This window comes from Rhodobacter sp. NTK016B (assembly GCF_017303295.1).
In the GTDB taxonomy this organism is placed as follows: domain Bacteria; phylum Pseudomonadota; class Alphaproteobacteria; order Rhodobacterales; family Rhodobacteraceae; genus Pararhodobacter.
Genome location: NZ_JAFKOK010000007.1, coordinates 142,920 through 160,464, shown reverse-complemented (window position 1 = coordinate 160,464; position 17,545 = coordinate 142,920). Strand labels below are relative to the sequence as shown.

The 17,545-nt window shown below is 60.1% G+C and carries 16 protein-coding genes and 3 pseudogenes; 6 read left to right on the top strand and 13 right to left on the bottom strand.

Going from position 1 to position 17,545, the window contains the following annotated elements:
- Nucleotides 1-8: 8 nt before the first annotated feature.
- The 4 genes and pseudogenes from JI664_RS10950 to JI664_RS10935 form a co-directional block, all read right to left on the bottom strand.
- Entirely contained in the window at nucleotides 9-413 is a 405-nt protein-coding gene (locus JI664_RS10950) for a c-type cytochrome (protein WP_286174056.1), read from the bottom strand.
- Nucleotides 414-501: 88 nt separating this feature from the next.
- The gene (locus JI664_RS10945) at nucleotides 502-954 is read right to left on the bottom strand and encodes a c-type cytochrome (protein ID WP_207013789.1); all 453 of its coding nucleotides are present in this window, start codon (nucleotides 952-954) and stop codon (nucleotides 502-504) included.
- A 140-nt stretch (nucleotides 955-1,094) separates the two neighbouring features.
- On the bottom strand, nucleotides 1,095-2,591 hold the full coding sequence (locus JI664_RS10940) for a multicopper oxidase family protein (protein ID WP_207013788.1): 1,497 nt from the start codon (nucleotides 2,589-2,591) through the stop codon (nucleotides 1,095-1,097).
- 595 nt (nucleotides 2,592-3,186) lie between these two features.
- A pseudogene (locus JI664_RS10935) lies at nucleotides 3,187-3,534 on the bottom strand (antitoxin of toxin-antitoxin stability system); the annotation flags it as partial.
- Between the two features lie 187 nt (nucleotides 3,535-3,721).
- Here JI664_RS10935 and JI664_RS10930 point away from each other — a divergent pair.
- Both JI664_RS10930 and JI664_RS10925 read left to right on the top strand, forming a co-directional pair.
- Complete coding sequence (locus JI664_RS10930) at nucleotides 3,722-4,183, top strand: helix-turn-helix domain-containing protein (RefSeq protein WP_207013787.1); 462 nt, start codon at nucleotides 3,722-3,724, stop codon at nucleotides 4,181-4,183.
- Nucleotides 4,180-4,785 (top strand): mobile mystery protein B, encoded by a 606-nt coding sequence (locus tag JI664_RS10925; protein WP_207013786.1) that lies wholly within the window; start codon nucleotides 4,180-4,182, stop codon nucleotides 4,783-4,785. The genes JI664_RS10930 and JI664_RS10925 overlap by 4 nt, the downstream gene beginning before the upstream one ends.
- Nucleotides 4,786-4,819: 34 nt before the next feature.
- On the opposite strand, the pseudogene JI664_RS10920 reads toward JI664_RS10925, so the two are convergent.
- The 6 genes and pseudogenes from JI664_RS10920 to JI664_RS10895 all read right to left on the bottom strand — a co-directional run.
- Nucleotides 4,820-5,041, bottom strand: a pseudogene (locus tag JI664_RS10920) (antitoxin of toxin-antitoxin stability system); the annotation flags it as partial.
- Nucleotides 5,041-6,589: pseudogene (locus tag JI664_RS10915) on the bottom strand (ParB/RepB/Spo0J family partition protein); the annotation flags it as partial. The pseudogenes JI664_RS10915 and JI664_RS10920, both read right to left, overlap by 1 nt.
- A 169-nt stretch (nucleotides 6,590-6,758) precedes the next feature.
- A complete protein-coding gene (gene repC / locus JI664_RS10910) occupies nucleotides 6,759-7,973 on the bottom strand; it encodes a plasmid replication protein RepC (protein ID WP_207013784.1) in 1,215 nt (404 codons plus the stop codon).
- A gap of 213 nt (nucleotides 7,974-8,186) precedes the next feature.
- Nucleotides 8,187-9,119, bottom strand: coding sequence for a plasmid partitioning protein RepB (repB, locus tag JI664_RS10905; RefSeq protein ID WP_207013783.1), 933 nt, complete (start codon nucleotides 9,117-9,119; stop codon nucleotides 8,187-8,189).
- Entirely contained in the window at nucleotides 9,103-10,296 is a 1,194-nt protein-coding gene (gene repA / locus JI664_RS10900; RefSeq protein WP_207013782.1) for a plasmid partitioning protein RepA, read from the bottom strand. Before repA ends, repB begins: the two co-directional genes overlap by 17 nt.
- Nucleotides 10,297-10,439: 143 nt before the next feature.
- Nucleotides 10,440-11,324 carry a recombinase family protein gene (locus JI664_RS10895; protein ID WP_207013780.1) on the bottom strand — a complete coding sequence of 295 codons (885 nt, stop codon included), beginning with the start codon at nucleotides 11,322-11,324 and terminating at the stop codon, nucleotides 10,440-10,442.
- Nucleotides 11,325-11,549: 225 nt separating this feature from the next.
- On the opposite strand from JI664_RS10895, the gene JI664_RS10890 reads away from it, so the two are divergent.
- From JI664_RS10890 to JI664_RS10880, 3 genes are all read left to right on the top strand, one after another.
- The gene (locus tag JI664_RS10890) at nucleotides 11,550-12,617 is read left to right on the top strand and encodes a helix-turn-helix domain-containing protein (protein WP_207013779.1); all 1,068 of its coding nucleotides are present in this window, start codon (nucleotides 11,550-11,552) and stop codon (nucleotides 12,615-12,617) included.
- A 149-nt stretch (nucleotides 12,618-12,766) separates the two neighbouring features.
- Nucleotides 12,767-13,231 carry an excisionase family DNA-binding protein gene (locus tag JI664_RS10885; protein ID WP_007803221.1) on the top strand — a complete coding sequence of 155 codons (465 nt, stop codon included), beginning with the start codon at nucleotides 12,767-12,769 and terminating at the stop codon, nucleotides 13,229-13,231.
- A complete protein-coding gene (locus tag JI664_RS10880; RefSeq protein ID WP_007803220.1) occupies nucleotides 13,228-13,797 on the top strand; it encodes a PIN domain-containing protein in 570 nt (189 codons plus the stop codon). The genes JI664_RS10885 and JI664_RS10880 overlap by 4 nt, the downstream gene beginning before the upstream one ends.
- Before the next feature lie 58 nt (nucleotides 13,798-13,855).
- Here the strand turns inward: JI664_RS10880 and JI664_RS10875 are convergent, their stop codons facing one another.
- Nucleotides 13,856-14,698 (bottom strand): hypothetical protein, encoded by an 843-nt coding sequence (locus tag JI664_RS10875; RefSeq protein WP_007803218.1) that lies wholly within the window; start codon nucleotides 14,696-14,698, stop codon nucleotides 13,856-13,858.
- Between the two features lie 251 nt (nucleotides 14,699-14,949).
- Here JI664_RS10875 and JI664_RS10870 point away from each other — a divergent pair, with 251 nt between their 5' ends.
- Nucleotides 14,950-15,882: an IS5-like element ISRhba5 family transposase gene (locus JI664_RS10870; RefSeq protein ID WP_007803217.1), complete on the top strand. Its 933-nt coding sequence runs from the start codon at nucleotides 14,950-14,952 to the stop codon at nucleotides 15,880-15,882.
- Nucleotides 15,883-15,903: 21 nt separating this feature from the next.
- On the opposite strand, the gene JI664_RS10865 is transcribed toward JI664_RS10870, so the two are convergent.
- Nucleotides 15,904-16,404, bottom strand: coding sequence for a hypothetical protein (locus tag JI664_RS10865; protein ID WP_207013778.1), 501 nt, complete (start codon nucleotides 16,402-16,404; stop codon nucleotides 15,904-15,906).
- A 333-nt stretch (nucleotides 16,405-16,737) separates the two neighbouring features.
- Entirely contained in the window at nucleotides 16,738-17,508 is a 771-nt protein-coding gene (locus JI664_RS10860) for a hypothetical protein (RefSeq protein ID WP_207013777.1), read from the bottom strand.
- Nucleotides 17,509-17,545: the final 37 nt, after the last annotated feature.

Sequence of the window (17,545 nt, the reverse complement as noted above, 5' to 3'; positions counted from 1 at the left end):
TCGTCCAGTCATCTGCCGTCGGACGCGCTACGCTCCGCTTGGACCTGGCGCTCGCGCGCGGGCCAGTGCGATTTGATATAGGCCAGGATGTCCGCGATTTCTTGGGAGCTCAGCACGTCTCCGAAACCCGGCATGGCACTATCGAAGGTCACACCCATCTGCGCCAGCGCCTCCGCGCCACCAAGGGCGATATAGGCGGTCAGATCGGCGTCGGAATGATGCCAGGTATGGCCGGTGGCGTCATGGGGCGGCGCGGGGAGACGCCCGTCAGACCCCGCGCTTTGCCAGTCCGGCTGACCCTCCAGATTTCGGCCGTGGCAGGCGGCGCAGTTCGTGTCGTAAAGGACGCGGCCGCGCGCCACCGCGGCACCGTCGCGCGCAAACAGATGGATCGCGACCCAGGCAGTCCCCAAAAGGACGATCCCTGCCGGAATGAGGATGCCGGGCCTCAAGCTGGTTCGCCGAATGCGCGAACATGGGCCGAACCGGAATTCCGCCCCATCAGTTGATCCCGTTGGCGCGCTGCAACTCGCGCACATAGGCAACGATTGCACCCAGTTCACCATCCGCAAGCCGTTCTTCTACCGGTGGCATGTCGCCGAACGGCCAGTGATGTGCTCGTACCCCGTTCCGCGCCGCCAGAACGAACGCCATGTCCCCGTGGTGGCCGGGCTCATAGATCTGATGAACCAGCGGCGGTGCGACGCCGTCTTGCCCGGCGGCATTCGTGCCATGGCAGGACGCGCAGACCGCGTTGAAATAAGTTTCGCCTTGCTGCGCCATGGCCGAAAGCCCCTCGGGCACGACGACATCCGCCAAAGGTGCTCCTGCGATCTGCGCGCCGTCCGGGGCAGAGGCGGAAACTGGTTCTTCGGTGGTCTGGCCTTGTGTCCAATACCAGCCGGCCACGGCCATGATGACGACAACGAGTGCGCCTATAAGTCCCTTGTTCATGATACGATCTCCAATCTGTCTTCGCCGACCTTTGCGGCGTGAGTGCAGCACTCTTGCCTCCGGCACTTGGCCATCGGGATAAAGCGCGCCTGTGAAATTGTTTCGCCACCGGGGGACATTCTCCTCCGATAGCGGGCGTCTCAGGCTGAGACGGCGAACTCTGTCATCATGCCGGTGAACAGATGTGGCATGTGATGACAATGCAGCATCCAGCGTGCTGCCTCGCCCACATCAAGTGCGACCGTCACCATCGTCATCGGTGGCACATAGACCGTATCGCGGATCGCACCGTCCAGGCTGCGTCCGTTGACGTTCACCACCTGGAACACATGCCCGTGCAGGTGCATCGGATGCCCCATCATCGACATGTTGTGGAACGTCAGATGCACCCGTTCGCCCGTTTTGGCGGTGATCGGCGTGTGGCTGCCCCAAGTCTGCCCGTTGATGGTCCAGAGGTAAGGCTGCATCGCGCCGCCGAGCATGATCATGTGCGAACGGTCCACCGGGTGCGGTGCCAGCGAAGGCGCGCCTTGCGCCCGTGCTGCTCGCAGCAGCCCCTCTTGCGCGAGATCGATATCAAACGCGCTGCTTTCCGTTTCGGCCAGATCGTCGATCCGGCGCACTTCGGCACCTGCAGTGGCGAGAATGATGCCGGTACGCTCCCTCGCTCCTTCGCGCAGGGCGAGGATCGGGAAGGCGCCCGCGTCCGGCAAGTCGATTTCCAGATCAAGACGCTGCGCCATGGCAAGACCGAAGCGTGTGCCCGCCACCGGCTCAACACCGTGACCGTCCACCGCCACCAGACGCGCAGAGACCCCGTCTGTGTCGATCCAGAAGGACGTTGCTGCAGCGGCATTGATCACCCGCAACAGAACACGACCCCCACGTTCGACCGCAATCACCTCTGGGTCGGCGAGCGTGCGGTCATTGGCGAGATAGGCGTCGAAGTCAAAGTCGTTGAGGTCCATGACCATTCCGCCTGCGCCCATCCCGCCCATAGTCATTCCGGGCATGGAGATGCCGGAATGATCCTTGCCCGACATCCCGCTCAGGTTCTGTGCCGGTGCGTCCATGCTGCTCATGTCATGATGGGCAGCGCCTTGCGTGATCTCGGCCAGCACCTCGGCTGCGGGGCGGAACGCGAAGTCGTGCAGGAACATCACGACCTCCTGCCTATCAGCAGTCAGATCCTCGGGCCGCCGCACGATCAGCGGGGCGGCGAGCAGGCTCATCTCCTGCACCGGCACATGACTGTGCATCCAGTGCGTGCCGGGCATCGGCGCATAGTCGTAGCTGCGCGTCTCGCCCGGCTGCAAAAGCGGCATCGGCAAGTTAGGCACGCCGTCCTGTGCGTTGGGCGGGATCTGACCATGCCAGTGGATGATCGTCTCCTCGTCCAGAGCATTGGTCAGATCCACGCGGAATCTTTTACCGGGGTCGAGGAACAGTCCTTGCCTGCCCATTCCATCGGTCAGGCCCATGACGGTGGCGGCGCGACCACGGACGTCGATCACCCGCGTCTGTGCAGTCAAGGTAAGGGGTGTGGTTTGCGCGAAGGCCAAACGCGGTAAGGCGGTGGTGGCAGACAAGGCTGCGGATGCAGCCAGAAAGCCGCGGCGTGTCAGTTCATGTCTCATTTTGAATAAATCCATCATGCCCCCAAAGGGGCGCATCGGTCAGAAGCCGCAGCACGGCTCCGCGTGTCAACCGTTCAAATGGATTTGGGAGGGCGGTCGGCCGGATCGCCGGGGCGCCCGCGTAAAACGAGGGACACCGCAGCCCGATGCGAAATCGGGCGAAATGCGATAGGCACCGCGTCCGATGAAGTAAACCAGATTGCAATTGACCCGAGGCAGGCGATTGCACAGGCTCCGGGCATTGCATGATCCGGACCGCCGCAATGCTCCATCGCATCGGAGTGCCCACTCACCACAGTTTGTTCATTGTGACAAGACACCGACGTTTTCTGCATCTCGCCAGCCATTGCCGCATGCGGAAGTACGCCGAAAAATGCGACGGCAATCGCAAGCAAGAGAGAAAAGAGATATCTCGGCATTAACCAATTCTGCATAAAGTCAGCGACTTTCTAGGACTTACCGGGGTTTTCCGCAAGACACGATGCCGTTTACAATAATTTGGCGCTGATCCCGTTCAGGCGGTTTGATAGAGCGAATATTCAAACCCGCCTCGAGATACGGAGAGATTGTATCTTCCGCCGCATGATTAACCCAGTTACCCAAGCCGTCGCCCAGTTTCAGTAAAGGTGTATTCGTTAACGATGATCTCCTCCTCGATGACTTTGTCGGAGGTGAGGTGGTCATATTCAACCTGAAGCTGGCGGTAAAGCCACCGGGCTAGGTCGCGCAGCGCCTCGGTCACGATCTCCTCTGCGTCATCCGCTGGTGGCTGCCAGGTTGTGCTATAGCGTGTGACCTCCACGGACATGGTATACTCGTGGGCGTAGCAGCCACGGTGGCTGGCTTCGGCGCAGAGCTGATAGAAGTTCCGCCGCTCGATAGTCTGCAGCCGGTCGGCGATGCCGTGCAGGGTTGCGTCCTGTGGAGCGTAGTTGGGGATGCGTTTCTAGCTGAGGCCTGTGCTGGATCAGCAGATTTGCAATCCGGTAGCGTTGCAAGCATGGACAATCCGCCATGTTGAGGCCTATCATAAGCAATATATATGCAAGTCTATAGCATTGCATAAATTGTCTTAACGCCATACTCTGGCATGGCGGTATGACCGCAAATGCAAGATCAGAGGTTGGCAGATGTCAGTTACTCGAGCGAAGCAAAGACAGGCCCAAGAGAGGATCAACCAGGCTGCCAGCCTGGCGAAGTCGCCTGCAAAGCCGATCGGCGGCTGGATCGCCACCTTTCAGCAAGCGATTGGGATGAATGCCCCGGCCCTTGCTGAACGCCTCGGGATTTCACGAAACAACATCTATGCCGCGATCCAGAACGAACAGGCCGGAACCATCTCCGTGAACCAACTGGAGAAGATCGCCGAAGCCATGGGCGGCCGCCTTGTGTATGCAATCATCCCGCGCGAAGGCCCCGTTGAAGAGATCGTTCTGGCCCAAGCCCGTGCAAAGGCACGACGCATTATCCAGCGCACGCGGGCGCATATGGCTCTCGAAGAGCAGACAGAAGGTTTGCGCAGCGAAGCCGAGATGATCGAGGAACTCGCCGCCGACATCATCCGTGAAGGTCGGCGGGATTTCTGGCAATGACGCTCGAGCTTCACGAACCTTACGGCGCCACCCCCCTGACGCCCGACGAGTTGCTTGGCCTCAAGGCCAAGCACATTGCGACGCGCAGCGAGCTGAACGAACTCGAAGGGGAGAACATCATCTCAGGCCTTACCTGGCTCGACCGACGCCCAAAATCGTTTGACGTCCTGACAGATGCCACAGTGCGCGAAATTCACAAACGCCTGTTCGGGGAAGTCTGGGACTGGGCCGGCGTTTTCCGTCTGACCGACAAGAACATCGGGGTGTCGGTCTGGCACATCTCTACCGAGTTGCGCACTTGTCTCGATGACGCGCGGTACTGGCGTGACCATAAGAGCTTCGATGCGCTGGAAGCGACGGCGCGCCTTCACCACCGCCTTGTCTGGATCCACCCCTTCACGAACGGTAATGGACGCTGGGCGCGGATCATGGCGGACGCCTACTTGGCGAAGATCGATCCGGATATCTTGCTCGACTGGTCTGATGGTGGAACGCTGAACGCCGAAAATGCGCACCGGTCAGCCTACATCACAGCACTCAGAGCCGCCGATCAGCACGACTTCGAGCCCTTGGTGGCACTCGTGCGGTCACTCGCAAGGTAACCGTCCCCTCCGACCAGCAAGATAGCGTGGCAGCTCACCCGAATCGCCGCCCTCCTTCGGTGAAGGTATATTGGTTGACGATGATCCCTTCCTCGATGACCTCGTCGAAGGTGAGGTGATCGTATTCGATCTCAAGCTGGCGGTAGAGCCGGCGTGCAAGATCGCGAAGTGCTTCAGTGACGATCTCTTTGGCGTTCTTGGTTGGCGGCTGCCATGTCGCGCTGTCGCGTGTGACATCCACGGACATGATGTATTCGCCTGCGCCGACATGTAGACCTGACGCACGGAGGCTTCGAGGTAGCTGACCGACGCCCCAGAGGTGCGGAAGGTGTCGGTGACGAGCTTAAGAAGCAAAAGCGTCAGCGCGACATCCGGCGAACGACCGATCGCGTCACGCAGCGCCAGCGTCCGGTGGGCCGTCAACTCCATGACAAGCCGCTCGGGCAGCGGCTTGAGCGCTCCGTCATCCTCATCCTCCGGCAGGTCCGCACCAATCTGCTGGCCACCCGACATGATGATAGTTCCGACATGAGCGGCACTGGCATAGGCATCAGCGAGATCATGTTCATCCCCCTGCCCCGCCAGCGCAGGATCAACACCGTCCTGGACCGCGGTCTCCTCAACGGGCTCATCCTCTGGACGCACATACCCGCGATAGACTGCGAGCGCGCCTTAGCGATCGAGCGTGACGAACGCCCCTGCCCGTCCGATTTCCAACGGATCGAAGATCAACGGCCGGGTCTCGATCTTTTCCATCTCCGTTTCCAACACGCCAAGCCGCGTGTCGATCTCGTCGGGTATTTCATGCTGTCCCGCGCATTCCTCTTCCAGCGCCCGATACTCGGCGAGCAGTTTGGCATGGGCCGCTCCTTCATCATCCGTCGTTGGCGCCGGATCACCGGACAGGGACCGCAGGCCGTGGCTGTAGCCGTAGGGCAGGTCAAGCGCGACCTCGATCCACTTCCAGCCCTCAACCGCAACCGTCTCAGCCTCGGCCTTGAGTTATTCCGTCACCAGCCGATCGAGCAGGGCAGGGTCCTCGAGCCAGCCACCGTCATCGCCTTGGAACAGGTCCATGCAGCATCGTGCGGCCCGCTGCTTCATAGGCCTCAACGCCCACAAAGACCGCGCGTCGGTAAGACGTCCGGACCGAGGTTTTGGTCAGCATGCGCCGGATCTGGAATGGCTCCTTATTCCAGGATGAATGGATCACATCCAAGACCTGGACCTGACGCGCGTGATCGGGGTTCACGGTGAAGGCCATGAGCTGCTCCAGCCAGCCTCGGCATAGACCTCAAGCAGGGCAGGGGCGACGGAAGCGAGTTTCAGGCGCTACTTCACGATCTGCGGCGTCACTAAGAAGGTGGCGGCAATCTCCGCATGGGTCTGACCCTTGTCCCGTAGCGCTACAAACGCGTGGAACTGATCAAGCAGGTGCAGGGCGACGCGCTGCATGCTTTGCAAGGGAATCGTCCTCGGCGAGGATCGCGGACGCTGCATCCCGTACGATGCAGGGAATGGGCGTCGTCTTCGCCAAACGCTTTTGCTTCACGAGCAATGACAATGCTTGGAACCGTCGGCCCCCGGCTGGGATCTCGAACTTGCTGGTCTCGGTACCATCGTCAGCCAAGACGGGCCGCACGTTCAAACTCTGCAAGAGGCCGCGGCGGGCGATGTCTTCGGCCAGTTCCTCGACGGACACGCCAGCCTTGATGCGCCGCACGTTGGACTGGCTCAGCACCAGCTTGTCGAAAGGGATATCCCGCGAAGGGGACAAGGTGATTTTCTGGACGGCTTTCGTCATCAGATTTTCTCCACGACGGGCGCCGGAAGCCACTCTCCCGATCGCACTTCCCGTCACCCTCAAACCAACACTCCTTTCCCTCTCGATGATCGGATGGTTGCCAAGAGGCGACTTAACAGCTGTTAAGTCAGGCCAACTGAGCACCGACGACGTCGAAACTTAACAGCTGTTAAGCCGCACTTCGCCGTCCGATCAGCGCCATGACCATCGGCCCGCAGGAAAACTCGCCAGCCGCAGCCTTGGACGTCAGCGCCCGCAAGTATCCACCCGGTGATCTGATGTCGGAAAAACGTTCCAGCATGGCCACGACGACGATCGAGGCTTGCTCTGGTCCCATACAGCGCTGCGCTTCTTCCCAAGCGGAAACACTGATCCCCATGGCCGGCCGTACATGACAAGCAGCGTCGAAAAGCTGGTGCCAATGTCGAACGTCGCCCTGATAGAAAGTCTTGAGCGAGGGACAGCTAGCAATCACCAGGTGAAGTGGGATTTTCGGCACCCGCCTCGTGTCAGGCTCTTCAACGTTAGCCACAGGCTCACCCGTTTCAACATCAAGCGCGCTGCCCGCCGTCGCCCCGCCTTTTTCTAAGGCAGGTTCAAGATCTATAGATTCTTTATTTGAATTATGATGGTGACGCTCAAAATGGGCATCATTGGTGTTCATTTCTTCTGTTTCAGGGCCGTCAATGACATTACGCGCCTGGTCAAGGAGAGTCTCCAGTTCAGTCCTAAATGCCGACAGATCCTCAAGCGAAAGCTTGCGGCGAAGAGCGCGGGCTGTGAGGGCGGCCGTATCGCTGAGCTGGTCCCATAGGCCAAGCCCGGGCTGGATCTCCTCGCCGAACTCCGCCAGAGCGGCTAGGTCGCGACGCATGAGGCTCACCACCTCCCTCAGTCGCCGCACACGGTCCTCAGCCTCACGCACAGCCTCTGCGGCCCGTGCAATCTCCTCTGCCCGGCAATAGAGCGGGGAGAGATCAAAGCCGAAGGCCACGCGATCTTCGCCACGCTTGCGCACATACCGCTTCCCGTTGGGGCTATCGCGCCGCATGAGCAAGCCTGCGTCTACCAACCGGGCGAGGTGACGGCGCATCGTCGAGCAAGGCATGCCGTTCAGCCGCTCGCAGATCGCCTTGTTGGATGGGAAGACGACCATTTCGGTGTTCCCGCCAAGCGCATCGTCCGGAAAGAAGCTGAGAAGTCCCTGAAGAACGGTCAGATCGCGCTCGGAAACCCCAAAGGCTGCCTGCGCCTTGGACAACTCGCGGAGGAGCTCCCACTTGTTGACGGGCTTGCCTGGAACAGATGCCTCGGGCCGCTCGATCACGCGCAGATGGGCGTGCGATATTGGCCGCATAAACGGCGAAATTGGTGTGTACTCCATGAAAATATTCACGAAGGCAAAATTTGAGTGGCCCGCGAATCGCTTTGCGCTTGCGGGAGAGGGGCCAGATCGCTACATTCAGAGGTGCGAAAACTGAAGTTTTGTAGCGGGCTGGTCCCGTTCGAAACCTAATTAAGGTCTCGTGAAGCTAGCTTCTCGGGGCCTTTTTCATTCTTGCCTGTATCGTGCCTCCTTTTTGTTGGTTGCTCTTCCTCAGTCTTCTGAGCGCTTCCAGCGCTCATGAAGCTCGGTAAGCAGCTGCGGGGCATTGCCCTCAAGCCAGCTGACAAATTCAGTATCCTCGGACTTCAACTCGAGCTTGAGTTGCTTGCCACGGCGTCCGGTCGTGACGGTTGCAGCACCGACCCCCGGAATGACCATTTCAGGCTGGCTGCGCGAGCGAATCGAGGAAGTGGAGTGCTCGGTTTTCCCTGCCGCAGAAAGGACTGCCAAAAATGCCCGGTCGGACTTCTCATCAATTCCACCCGAATGGATTGATTTGGTTTCATTGGCCAAGGCTGCGAGTCGCTCGTGGTCCACATCTGCAGCCCCAATACACTTCTTGAGTTCCTCCCATCGGGGTCGGCCGATCCCAGGTGCCGCACCAATGGCCAGGACAAGATCTTCTCCTACGGTGCGGACAACGCTTAACAACTGCGAAACCCCAGCCTCGGTCAAATTGAGAACCTCGGCAACGCCCTTGTTGGTGCGCTCTGTCTCGCCCAGGTGGTCTCCATCAAGCAAGGCAGCGGCTACGAGCGCGCGTTCGATAAAGCTCAGATCTCGCCGCTCCTGGTTTTCCAGCAACTGATCGCGAAGCGCCTGATCGCCCTCCATTTCCGTGACAATTGCGCGGACCTTGATCCCAAGTTCTCTGCAAGCCTCAAGGCGACGGCGGCCATAGATCAGGCTGTAGCGATCACTCTCAAGTGGGCGCACTAGGATCGGAACACGTTGGCCGTTCTTGAAAATCGATGCCCTCAGACCCTCGATCTCGATCTGAAGTCGGTCATCTAACCGACCTGCAGTCTCGATATGACCGGGGTCGATTTCGAAAACACCACCTCGGAGCCTGCGCCCCTCAAGAGCGTCGGGCGCGTTGCGCAGGGTCTGCAAGGGCAGACCAAGTTTAGGCTTTCTTGCCATTGCGTCCCCACGTGTTCTGAATGATCGCAGCGATCTCGTCGTTGACGCCGTTCATAGAATCGATCGCGCGATCGAAAGTCTGGCGCGTGAATTCCTTCTTGTCGGCCTCATAGAGCGTCTGCTTTGTGAGCCCCGCATCCGAAATCGCAGTCGATTCGACCATGTGATTGGTCAGAACGGACCTGCCGAAAAGACCCCGAATGAAGGCAATGACCTCAGTTTGCGGTGCATCACCCACCTTGTAGCGGGTTGGCAGGAAACGCAGCCAGTCAAAGCGAAGGTTTGCGCCGGCGTCCCGGATGACGCCAAGCAGATCAGCGGTCATGCGCAAAAACTGCGACATAGACATGAGATCAAGCATCTGTGGGTGAACGGTGACAAGCACCCCGGAGGATGCCGACAAGGCAGACATGGTCAGGAAGCCAAGCTGCGGCGGACAGTCGATGACGACGACGTCATAGTCTTCTTCAACACTATCGAGCGCATCACGCACACGGGCAAAGAACGCGCGGGCGCCGCCTCGCTGGATGGCAGCCGGCGTCTCATGTTCGAATTCCATGAGCTCTAGGTTCCCGGGGATAAGGTCAAGGCCTCGGATGTAGGTTTTACGGATTACTTCCGAGATCGGGACCGGTTCATCATAGCGAACTGCGTCATACAGCGTTCCACCCTCCATCAGGTCCAGCTCAGGCTGGATGCCATGCAGCGCGGAAAAGGATGCTTGGGGGTCCAGATCGATCGCAAGGACACGATATCCCTTGAGAGCCAAGCGCTGCGCAAGGTGAGCTGATGTTGTTGTTTTCCCCGAGCCGCCTTTGAAGTTCACAACGGAGACAATCTGAAGCTCGTCACCGGCACGACGCCCCGGCACGTAGGTCCCAGGTTTCTTCGCGTTTGCCTCTAGGGCGTGGCGGATCTCCCAGATATCATCGAGTGTATACCGACGGTGGCTGCCCGCGGTGGTTTCGACGTCAGCGATCTTTCCTTCTCGATGAAGCTTGCGAAGGTAGGTATGATCGACGCCAAGCAACTCTGCCGCCTCGCCGCTAGTCAGGCTGCGCATGACTTTCTTGGCGTCGGGAGGGAAGTGGGCCGCACGTTGCGCATGAAGGTTTGACGCGAGAAGCTCTGCGTAGTGCCCGATGGCAATGTCCAGGTCCTGCTCAGCTTCGCTCATCTCTGCCTCGATTCGTGGGCGCGTTTTTTATGTGACCGCGCGTTATTTATCGAGACTATTGCCCGAGCTATCAGATTCGTGCAAGCTCTTTCTAGATATGGTGTGGTTCAACCACACAGACACAAGCGCAGGCACTACTCAATTCAGTCAAGCAACCCAAGTTTCTCAGCGCGTTCCAGAAGCATTTTCACCGATGACGGTTGCCACTTGGACCTTCCGCGTGGTGTCCGCTCACGCATAGACTCCAGCCGATCACAGATGGCCTGTAGGGTCATGTCGGGTTTGGCGCCCTTGATGCCTGCGACAATGGCGGGCAGGCGGTCGTCCGTTTCGCGGCGCCCGGCGCGGGCCAGCACCTCGACAGGCAGGAAGCCGTCGCGGACATAGGCCTTCACAGCGCGTTGCAGGCGGCTTTGGGTCCAGCTACGCGCTTCGGGCAAGGGGCCGTTGATGATGTGCAACACGTCCTCCCAAGCCAAGTCGGGGCGCAACCGGCGCACATGGGGCACCCAGTCTTGTGCCGTCTCGTTCAGGCGCTCCATGTAGCCGTCCTGTCGCGCCAGCCGCACTTTGCGAAGAGCGGCAGGGTCTTTGGCCCGCAGCCCAGGGTTCCCGCCAACGCGGCCCTTTGTGCGTGCGCTGGCAAGGCCGGCCTTGGTGCGTTCCCGGATCAGGGCGCGTTCGAACTCGGCCGCAGCCCCCAGTACTTGCAACGTGAACTTGCCCTGCGGGGATGAGGTGTCGATCGGATCCTCGATCGAGCGGAAGAATGCGCCCTTTGCCTCAAGCCGTTCGATCACCTCGAGGAGATGCGAAAGCGACCGCGCCAGCCGGTCGATCCGCACGACCACCAGCGTGTCGCCCTTGGCGACGCGTTCCAGCACGCGCGCCAACACCGGCCGCGCACGATTGCCGCCAGAGGCCTGCTCCTCATGGATCTCGGCGCAGCCTGCTGATTTCAGGGCCTGCGACTGGGGCAGGGGGGTCTGATCCTCGGTCGAGACCCGGGCATAACCTATCAGGGACATCAAAACAGTCTTTTGCAGTTTCATATAACGCCACTAAACGACCGTTTGTAAATGAATGCAAGGGCGCGCTCTGTGGCGCTGTTCATCAGAAAGCCCTTGGTTTCCATACGCAGAGCGCGATCAGGGAGGTCTCGCGGACCATCGCGCGCGCGTGCTATGTAAGGTGTACAAACGCACTCTGATAAAACCCTTGGGTAAAGCTCAAAATAGCTGTATTTTGCGCATATGAGGCCTGGAACCCCCGCATTGTATGATGAATCCGACGCGCTCGGCATTTATGCTGAGGAGGTCGAACAGGCGTCTGAGGACGACCTGTGGTTTCTGCCCGGTACGATGGACGACGAGCCGGACTATTTGCCGCCGGGACCACGGGCCGAACCGCGTGAAACCGAGGTCCTCGACGAATGGCGGAAGGCAGAGGGCGGGCAGGCCGCGCGTCTTGCCCGTGTGGCCGGTCGCGTCGGCGCGCTGGACGACCGGTTGAAGCGCGGACCGGAAGGATGGCGGCATCGGCTTGCGCTGATGGAGGCCGCAGATTTGAGCTGGCACACCGGTGACCGCATCAGCCAAGACCGGCTGGCGCTCTGGATCTCGCTGCGCCTGTCCGGTGTCCAGGACGACACGGCGGCGCTGGCGCGAGTCGGATGGGCGATTCGGCGACTGACGGGTGGACCGGGACCGGAGCAGGACCTTTCCGCCTTCCTCGACCGTCGCGACCCCGAGAACATCAGTGATGAGACCGAGCCGTTCGTGGATCGCGCGAGCGGTTGGCTGGATCTGATGGGGCAGGCCACGGACCTGCACCCGATCACTCGCGCTTGCGCGGGCTTTCACCTCTGGCGCCTCGCGGGGCTCGGGCAGCACGACGACCGTATGGAAGCGGCTGTCGCAGCTGCGCGGATCGCGGCCAGCGATGGAAGAGGCGCAGTCTTCACGCCTCTGGCCATGGGCGGGGCAGGGGGACTACGAGCCGGTGGTTCACCGTTCGAACGTCTGGAACGCTGGCTATACGGGATGGAAGCCGCGTGCCTGACCGCGGTGCGGCACCTTGACGATATCGAGGCATGGTCGGCGCGGGCGGAAGCCGAAATGACATTGCTCTCGGGCAGGACGCCGCCGGCCTTGCGCGCAGTGCTGACCGAATGGCCGCTCGTCTCTGCGCCAATGGCCCAGGCCCTGACGAGTGCCAGTCGCGCCGCTGTTCAGCGCAACCTTGCATGGATGCAAGAGCGGGGTCTGATCCGCGAGGTGACAGGACAGGGGCGGTTCAGGATGTGGAAGGCGACAAACTGAAGGTTAGCGTGGGTCTCACCCGCTCACTCGACAGCAGCGATAACCGCGAGCACGCGGCAGGGCGCGCAGAAACTCACCAACACTTAATGCATTTGTTGCACTTATTTCATATATGGTGGTAGAGAACAGAAACCGGAGAGGAGACCACCATGAACATGCTGGCACACCGACATCTTCCGCCCACGCCGCAGGACGCAGCGATTGCGCGCGTCTCTGGCCAGGCATTGTCACGCTTCGCCCAGGCGCGCGCGCCGTTGAAACTTCGTGTGACGGACTCCGAGCAGATGGAGCCGATCGAGCTTCCTGCGGGCGCCGTATCGCTGCTCATGGAGATCCTCGAGGCGATGGCAGCGGGGCGGGGGGTCACCATCATCCCCGAGAACGCCGAACTCTCGACCGTACAGGCCGCTGAGGTTCTGAACGTCTCGCGTCCGTTCCTGATCAAGCTGCTCGAGGATGGTGCCATACCGCATCGGAAGGTCGGCAAGCATCGCCGCGTCCGCATGGAAGACGTGATGTCCTACAAGGCCGCGATCGATACCGAGCGTGAAGCTGCGCTCGATCAACTGGCCGCCGACGCTCAAGAGCAGGACATGGGCTACCGCTCGAAATGAGCCAGTACACGGTCCTGTTCGATGCGAACGTCCTTTATCCCGCGCCGATGCGCGATGCACTGATGCAGTTGGCGGTCACAGACCTTTTCAAGGCCAAGTGGACGGCCGATATCCATCGGGAGTGGATTGATGCGCTTCTGCGCAATGAACCTCATCGGGAGCGCGCCGCGCTGGAACGAACTCGCGACTTGATGGACAGGGCCACACGCGACTGTCTGGTCACCGGCTACGAGGCATTGGTGCCGGCCCTAACACTGCCGGACCCTGACGATCGGCACGTTCTGGCGGCGGCAATCGTTGGGCGCTGTGACGCGATCGTCACGCAGAACCTGAAGGACTTCCCACCAGCGGCACTTGCGCCCTTTGGCATCGAGACCCAACACCCTGACGACTTTTTCCGGAACCAACTGTCTCTCGCGCCCGGTCTGGTCTGTTCCGCGCTGCGGAAAGTTCGCGCGCGCCTCAAGAATCCGCTCAAAAGCGTCGACGAGTATCTCGCGATCCTGACACAGCAGGGGTTGGTCGCCACGGTTGCCGACCTGGAGCAATTCGCCGACCTGCTTTGATCCCAGAACTGCCCTGACTGAATACGTTCTGGCCAGAGTTGTGGCACCCGATCCATCATCACCGCGAGATTTCGCCCGCCAGGACTGCACGCCCGTGGACTGCAAGCGTAGCAGTGAACCTCGGGCAACCGAACTGCCGGATCACGGCGACAATGCGCGCATCGTACGCCGCTTGCCCTATGACGCGACACAGGTCTGACGCGTGAAACTGGCGGTTCGAGCTTGGCGCAGCCTTGATCTGTTCGTGCAGCTCGCGCTCTCGTGGCTCTTGAACCGGCTGTGGTGCGGGGAGAGCCGGTGGGCGCGTCGCTTCTCCAAGCGAGGTGCGCCACCGGCGCATGAAGCCGAGCAGGAAACCGGCCGGAACCTTGCTGTTCCCACGGGCCCGGTTGAAGGCAAGGAAGCGTTCCCAGATCACTTGCGTATCGACGTTCCAGCAGGGTAGGGCGCTCTTCGCGGCCTTGATCAGCTCGGCCCAGCATGTTCGGAACACGTTCGAGCAACCGTCAATGTTGATCTGTCCTGTGAATATAGTTTTGTTAGATTCTTCTCTAGATAGTGATGTGTCGTCTCCGTCTGACACGAGATCGTGGGTCTGTTCGCCGTCGTCAAAGGCCGCGAAGCGGAAGAGCCAGGGGGCGAACTTGCCGTTCGACTTCTCGCGCTCAAGCTTCAGTTCAGAAGTTTCAAGCTCACTCAGCAGAACGCTCAGGTACTGGCGCGAGACGCCCATCTTCGCTGCCAGAGAGGACAGGGTGAAGGCAGCCGTGCCGCGGGGCAGGCCGTTATACCCGTCCTTCCACGCAATTCCGTCGAGGATGAGCGTGGCCAGTTTGTGCGCCGAAACAGAGAGGTCTGTCTGCGTGATCCGCCTTAGGATCAGGCCAGTCGTTGGTTCCATGGTCGTATCTCCTGAGAGAGACGATGCCATGTCGAGAGCAAACAACATTCTTGCCAGCAAAAACACTTTGCTGGTTGCAGGGGTTCGGACACTGCGCTAGAAGAACCGTGTTCAGGGGTTTTTTTCTAGCGCGGCGTCAGGCTTCTCGGTCTGGCGTCGTTTCCCTTTTTTTGGGTGATGCACTGGGCGTTGTTGCAGAACTCAGTCGGTGAAGGATTCACATCGGGAATCCATGCGGTTAGACGATCTGCATGAGCAAGCCCAAGCCCGCCCGCTACCGCACGACGAACTGGTCCAGCTACAACGATGCGCTCAGGAAGCGCGGATCGCTGCTGATCTGGCTGGACAAGGAGATGACCTGGCACGCGCCGCATGAGGGACGCCCAGGGCGCCCGCCGGTCTTTTCGAATGCCGCGATCCAGTTTTGCCTGTCGCTCAAGGTTCTGTTCAAGCTACCGCTCAGGCAGACAGCCGGAATGGTCGCGAGCCTCCTGCGCCTGGCAGGGCTAGACTGGCCCGTTCCGGACTACTCGACGCTGTGCCGCAGACAGAAGACCCTCAAGGTGCAGATCCCCTATCGCCGTGCCGAAGGGCCGCTGAATCTTCTGGTGGACAGCACCGGCATCAAGTTTCTTGGCGACGGCGAATGGCAGGCCCGCAAGCATGGCGTTCAGGGCCGCCGCCAATGGCGCAAGGTGCATCTGGCGATGGATATCGCCACCTCGGATATCCGGGCCGTCGAGTTCACCCCTAGCCGGGAAGGCGACAGCCCAGTCCTGCCGGACCTGTTGGGCCAGATCCCCGAGGACGAGGACATCGGCACCGTGACCGCGGATGGTGCCTACGATACCCGCCGCTGCCACGGCGCCGTCATCGCACGCGGTGGCACGGCAATCATACCGACCCGAAGGAACGGTCGAGCTTGGAAAGAGGACTGCCCGGCTGCCAAGGCGCGCAACGAAACCCTGCGCGCCACGCGTCACTACGGTCGGGCATTCTGGAAGCGGTGGACCGGATACCACGCCCGTAGCCGAGTGGAGGCCAAGATGCGATGCCTGAAGGCCTTCGGTGAGCGCATCGCCGCGCGGGATCCAGATCGCCAAACCGCCGAAATCCACATCCGGGTCGCCCTTGTCAATCGCTTCAACGCGCTCGGCACCGCCCACGTCGTCCGCGTGGCATGAAACTGAATGGGAAAGGGGCACTCACAACTCAGGCCGACTTTCTGCAACAACGCCGATGGCTTCCGTGGATATATCACCCTCATCACCCAATGTGACAAAATAGCAACTTACGTTTACACTATTGTTCCCATATTGTCGTATGGCCTGCCGCGCATTCTCGATTTTCTCCAAAAGCTTTTCATTTTTCGTTGCGCGATAAGTTTCCCTCGGAGAGAAGAATATGAACTCAAGTCCCGCCTTCATGAGGGATACTGTGTTGGCGGAAAATCCGCTGGTGTTCTTTACTTGTATGAGGTGTATGTCAACTGCTTGGGTGCTATCATCAATTTCCAAGCGAAACATGTCAATTTGGCGTTCTCCGGCACCGTCTACAACTTCATCGTCAGGGACGTCCTCCAGCTCCACATCGAAAAGTATTGAGTAAAACCAATACATAAACGCGTCATCTTCTCCGATGCCGAGTTCATCAGAGCTTGCTGCAATTGCATCTGAAATGAACCCTCTTTTTATACGAACGCTCAATGGTCAACCCTCATGTAAGAACTCCTAGGACGGTATTTTTGTGTCATCAGAAAAGCAAGGTCACGCTCCGAGAAAATCGACGACTGATCGCCCGTGAGTTTACTCAACCCTCACGACAGGTCATCCCTACTGTTTGGACAAGTACCTGACGATGCCGACTGCTGTCGCGAAGGTCCGCTCAGGGCCGAAAGCGGAACTTCGAAACGCTCTAAACCCGCCGGCGGAGCGGCGCAGCAGATAGGCACCGTTCCGTCCGGGGCTTAAGTCAGCCGGAAGGTTGTCCGCCGCATGCGGGCCCGTCACGGGAGATCCGCCCGCCCGTCCGTCGCCCGGTCAGGGCTTGGGGCAAGACATGAAATGGTAGAAGGCCTGGTATTCGCGGAGGCCGCGGCGCTTAAGGGCAGCCCAGGCCTGATCGCAGCCCTTAAGGGCCGACCTGTCCCACTTCAGTGGGTTACTCCAGTACCGAGTGTCATTCACGAGGAACGCGGCGACGAAGGACCTGACCTCTTTCTCGTATCGATCGACACTGACAAACCTGTGCCGAGACGCAAGATCAAGCTGCCCCTGCTTTCCCGTAGCCTTGATCGTCCCGGACAGCGTGTCGCAGAAGCTCTTTCTGATTCTCGGTGAGAGGTAGAGCCCCTGCTCGTGCTTTTGCAACCGCAGACGCGCCATTGAAATGAGCTTTTCATCCGCGCGCTGCTCGCCCAGCTTCAGCACGCTCTGCCAGTATTGGCGATAGGATAGGCTCATGCGGCGGCGACGTTCGGCCTTGCTCACCCAACTGGCCTTGGATGCCGGGAAATCGATGAAGCTGAGGGAGCCGTCCGGGTCGAGCATGCAATGAACCCTGCCGGTCAGGCGCTTCCACATACTGCGGCTGGAATAGAGGCTCGAGACCTTTAGGGCGTTCGGACCAATCGCGGGGGACGAAGCCGCAGGCTCCGACTGTGACGTTTGTGTCCGTCTGGCCTTGTCCTTTGCGGCTGCCGCAGCGTTGAGCCCGGTCGCCAGCCGCTGCTGTCGAGCGGCCTGGCGTTGCTGGGTTTCCCGCAATCGGCCAATGGACGTTTGTCGGTTGGGGTCAATCCAATCTGGCATAAGGAATTCCTCGTTACACGAGACCGACTTTCGCCAA

Bases quoted from the DNA above. Each gene is read 5' to 3' on its own strand.
- JI664_RS10895 (WP_207013780.1), bottom strand. From the start codon at position 11,324: ATGTCCCTGATAGGTTATGCCCGGGTCTCGACCGAGGATCAGACCCCC.
- JI664_RS10890 (WP_207013779.1), top strand. From the start codon at position 11,550: ATGAGGCCTGGAACCCCCGCATTGTATGATGAATCCGACGCGCTCGGC.
- JI664_RS10870 (WP_007803217.1), top strand. From the start codon at position 14,950: ATGAGCAAGCCCAAGCCCGCCCGCTACCGCACGACGAACTGGTCCAGC.
- repC (WP_207013784.1), bottom strand. From the start codon at position 7,973: ATGGAGTACACACCAATTTCGCCGTTTATGCGGCCAATATCGCACGCC.
- JI664_RS10875 (WP_007803218.1), bottom strand. From the start codon at position 14,698: ATGGAACCAACGACTGGCCTGATCCTAAGGCGGATCACGCAGACAGAC.
- JI664_RS10940 (WP_207013788.1), bottom strand. From the start codon at position 2,591: ATGAGACATGAACTGACACGCCGCGGCTTTCTGGCTGCATCCGCAGCC.
- repA (WP_207013782.1), bottom strand. From the start codon at position 10,296: ATGAGCGAAGCTGAGCAGGACCTGGACATTGCCATCGGGCACTACGCA.
- repB (WP_207013783.1), bottom strand. From the start codon at position 9,119: ATGGCAAGAAAGCCTAAACTTGGTCTGCCCTTGCAGACCCTGCGCAAC.
- JI664_RS10880 (WP_007803220.1), top strand. From the start codon at position 13,228: ATGAGCCAGTACACGGTCCTGTTCGATGCGAACGTCCTTTATCCCGCG.
- JI664_RS10925 (WP_207013786.1), top strand. From the start codon at position 4,180: ATGACGCTCGAGCTTCACGAACCTTACGGCGCCACCCCCCTGACGCCC.
- JI664_RS10930 (WP_207013787.1), top strand. From the start codon at position 3,722: ATGTCAGTTACTCGAGCGAAGCAAAGACAGGCCCAAGAGAGGATCAAC.
- JI664_RS10885 (WP_007803221.1), top strand. From the start codon at position 12,767: ATGAACATGCTGGCACACCGACATCTTCCGCCCACGCCGCAGGACGCA.
- JI664_RS10945 (WP_207013789.1), bottom strand. From the start codon at position 954: ATGAACAAGGGACTTATAGGCGCACTCGTTGTCGTCATCATGGCCGTG.
- JI664_RS10860 (WP_207013777.1), bottom strand. From the start codon at position 17,508: ATGCCAGATTGGATTGACCCCAACCGACAAACGTCCATTGGCCGATTG.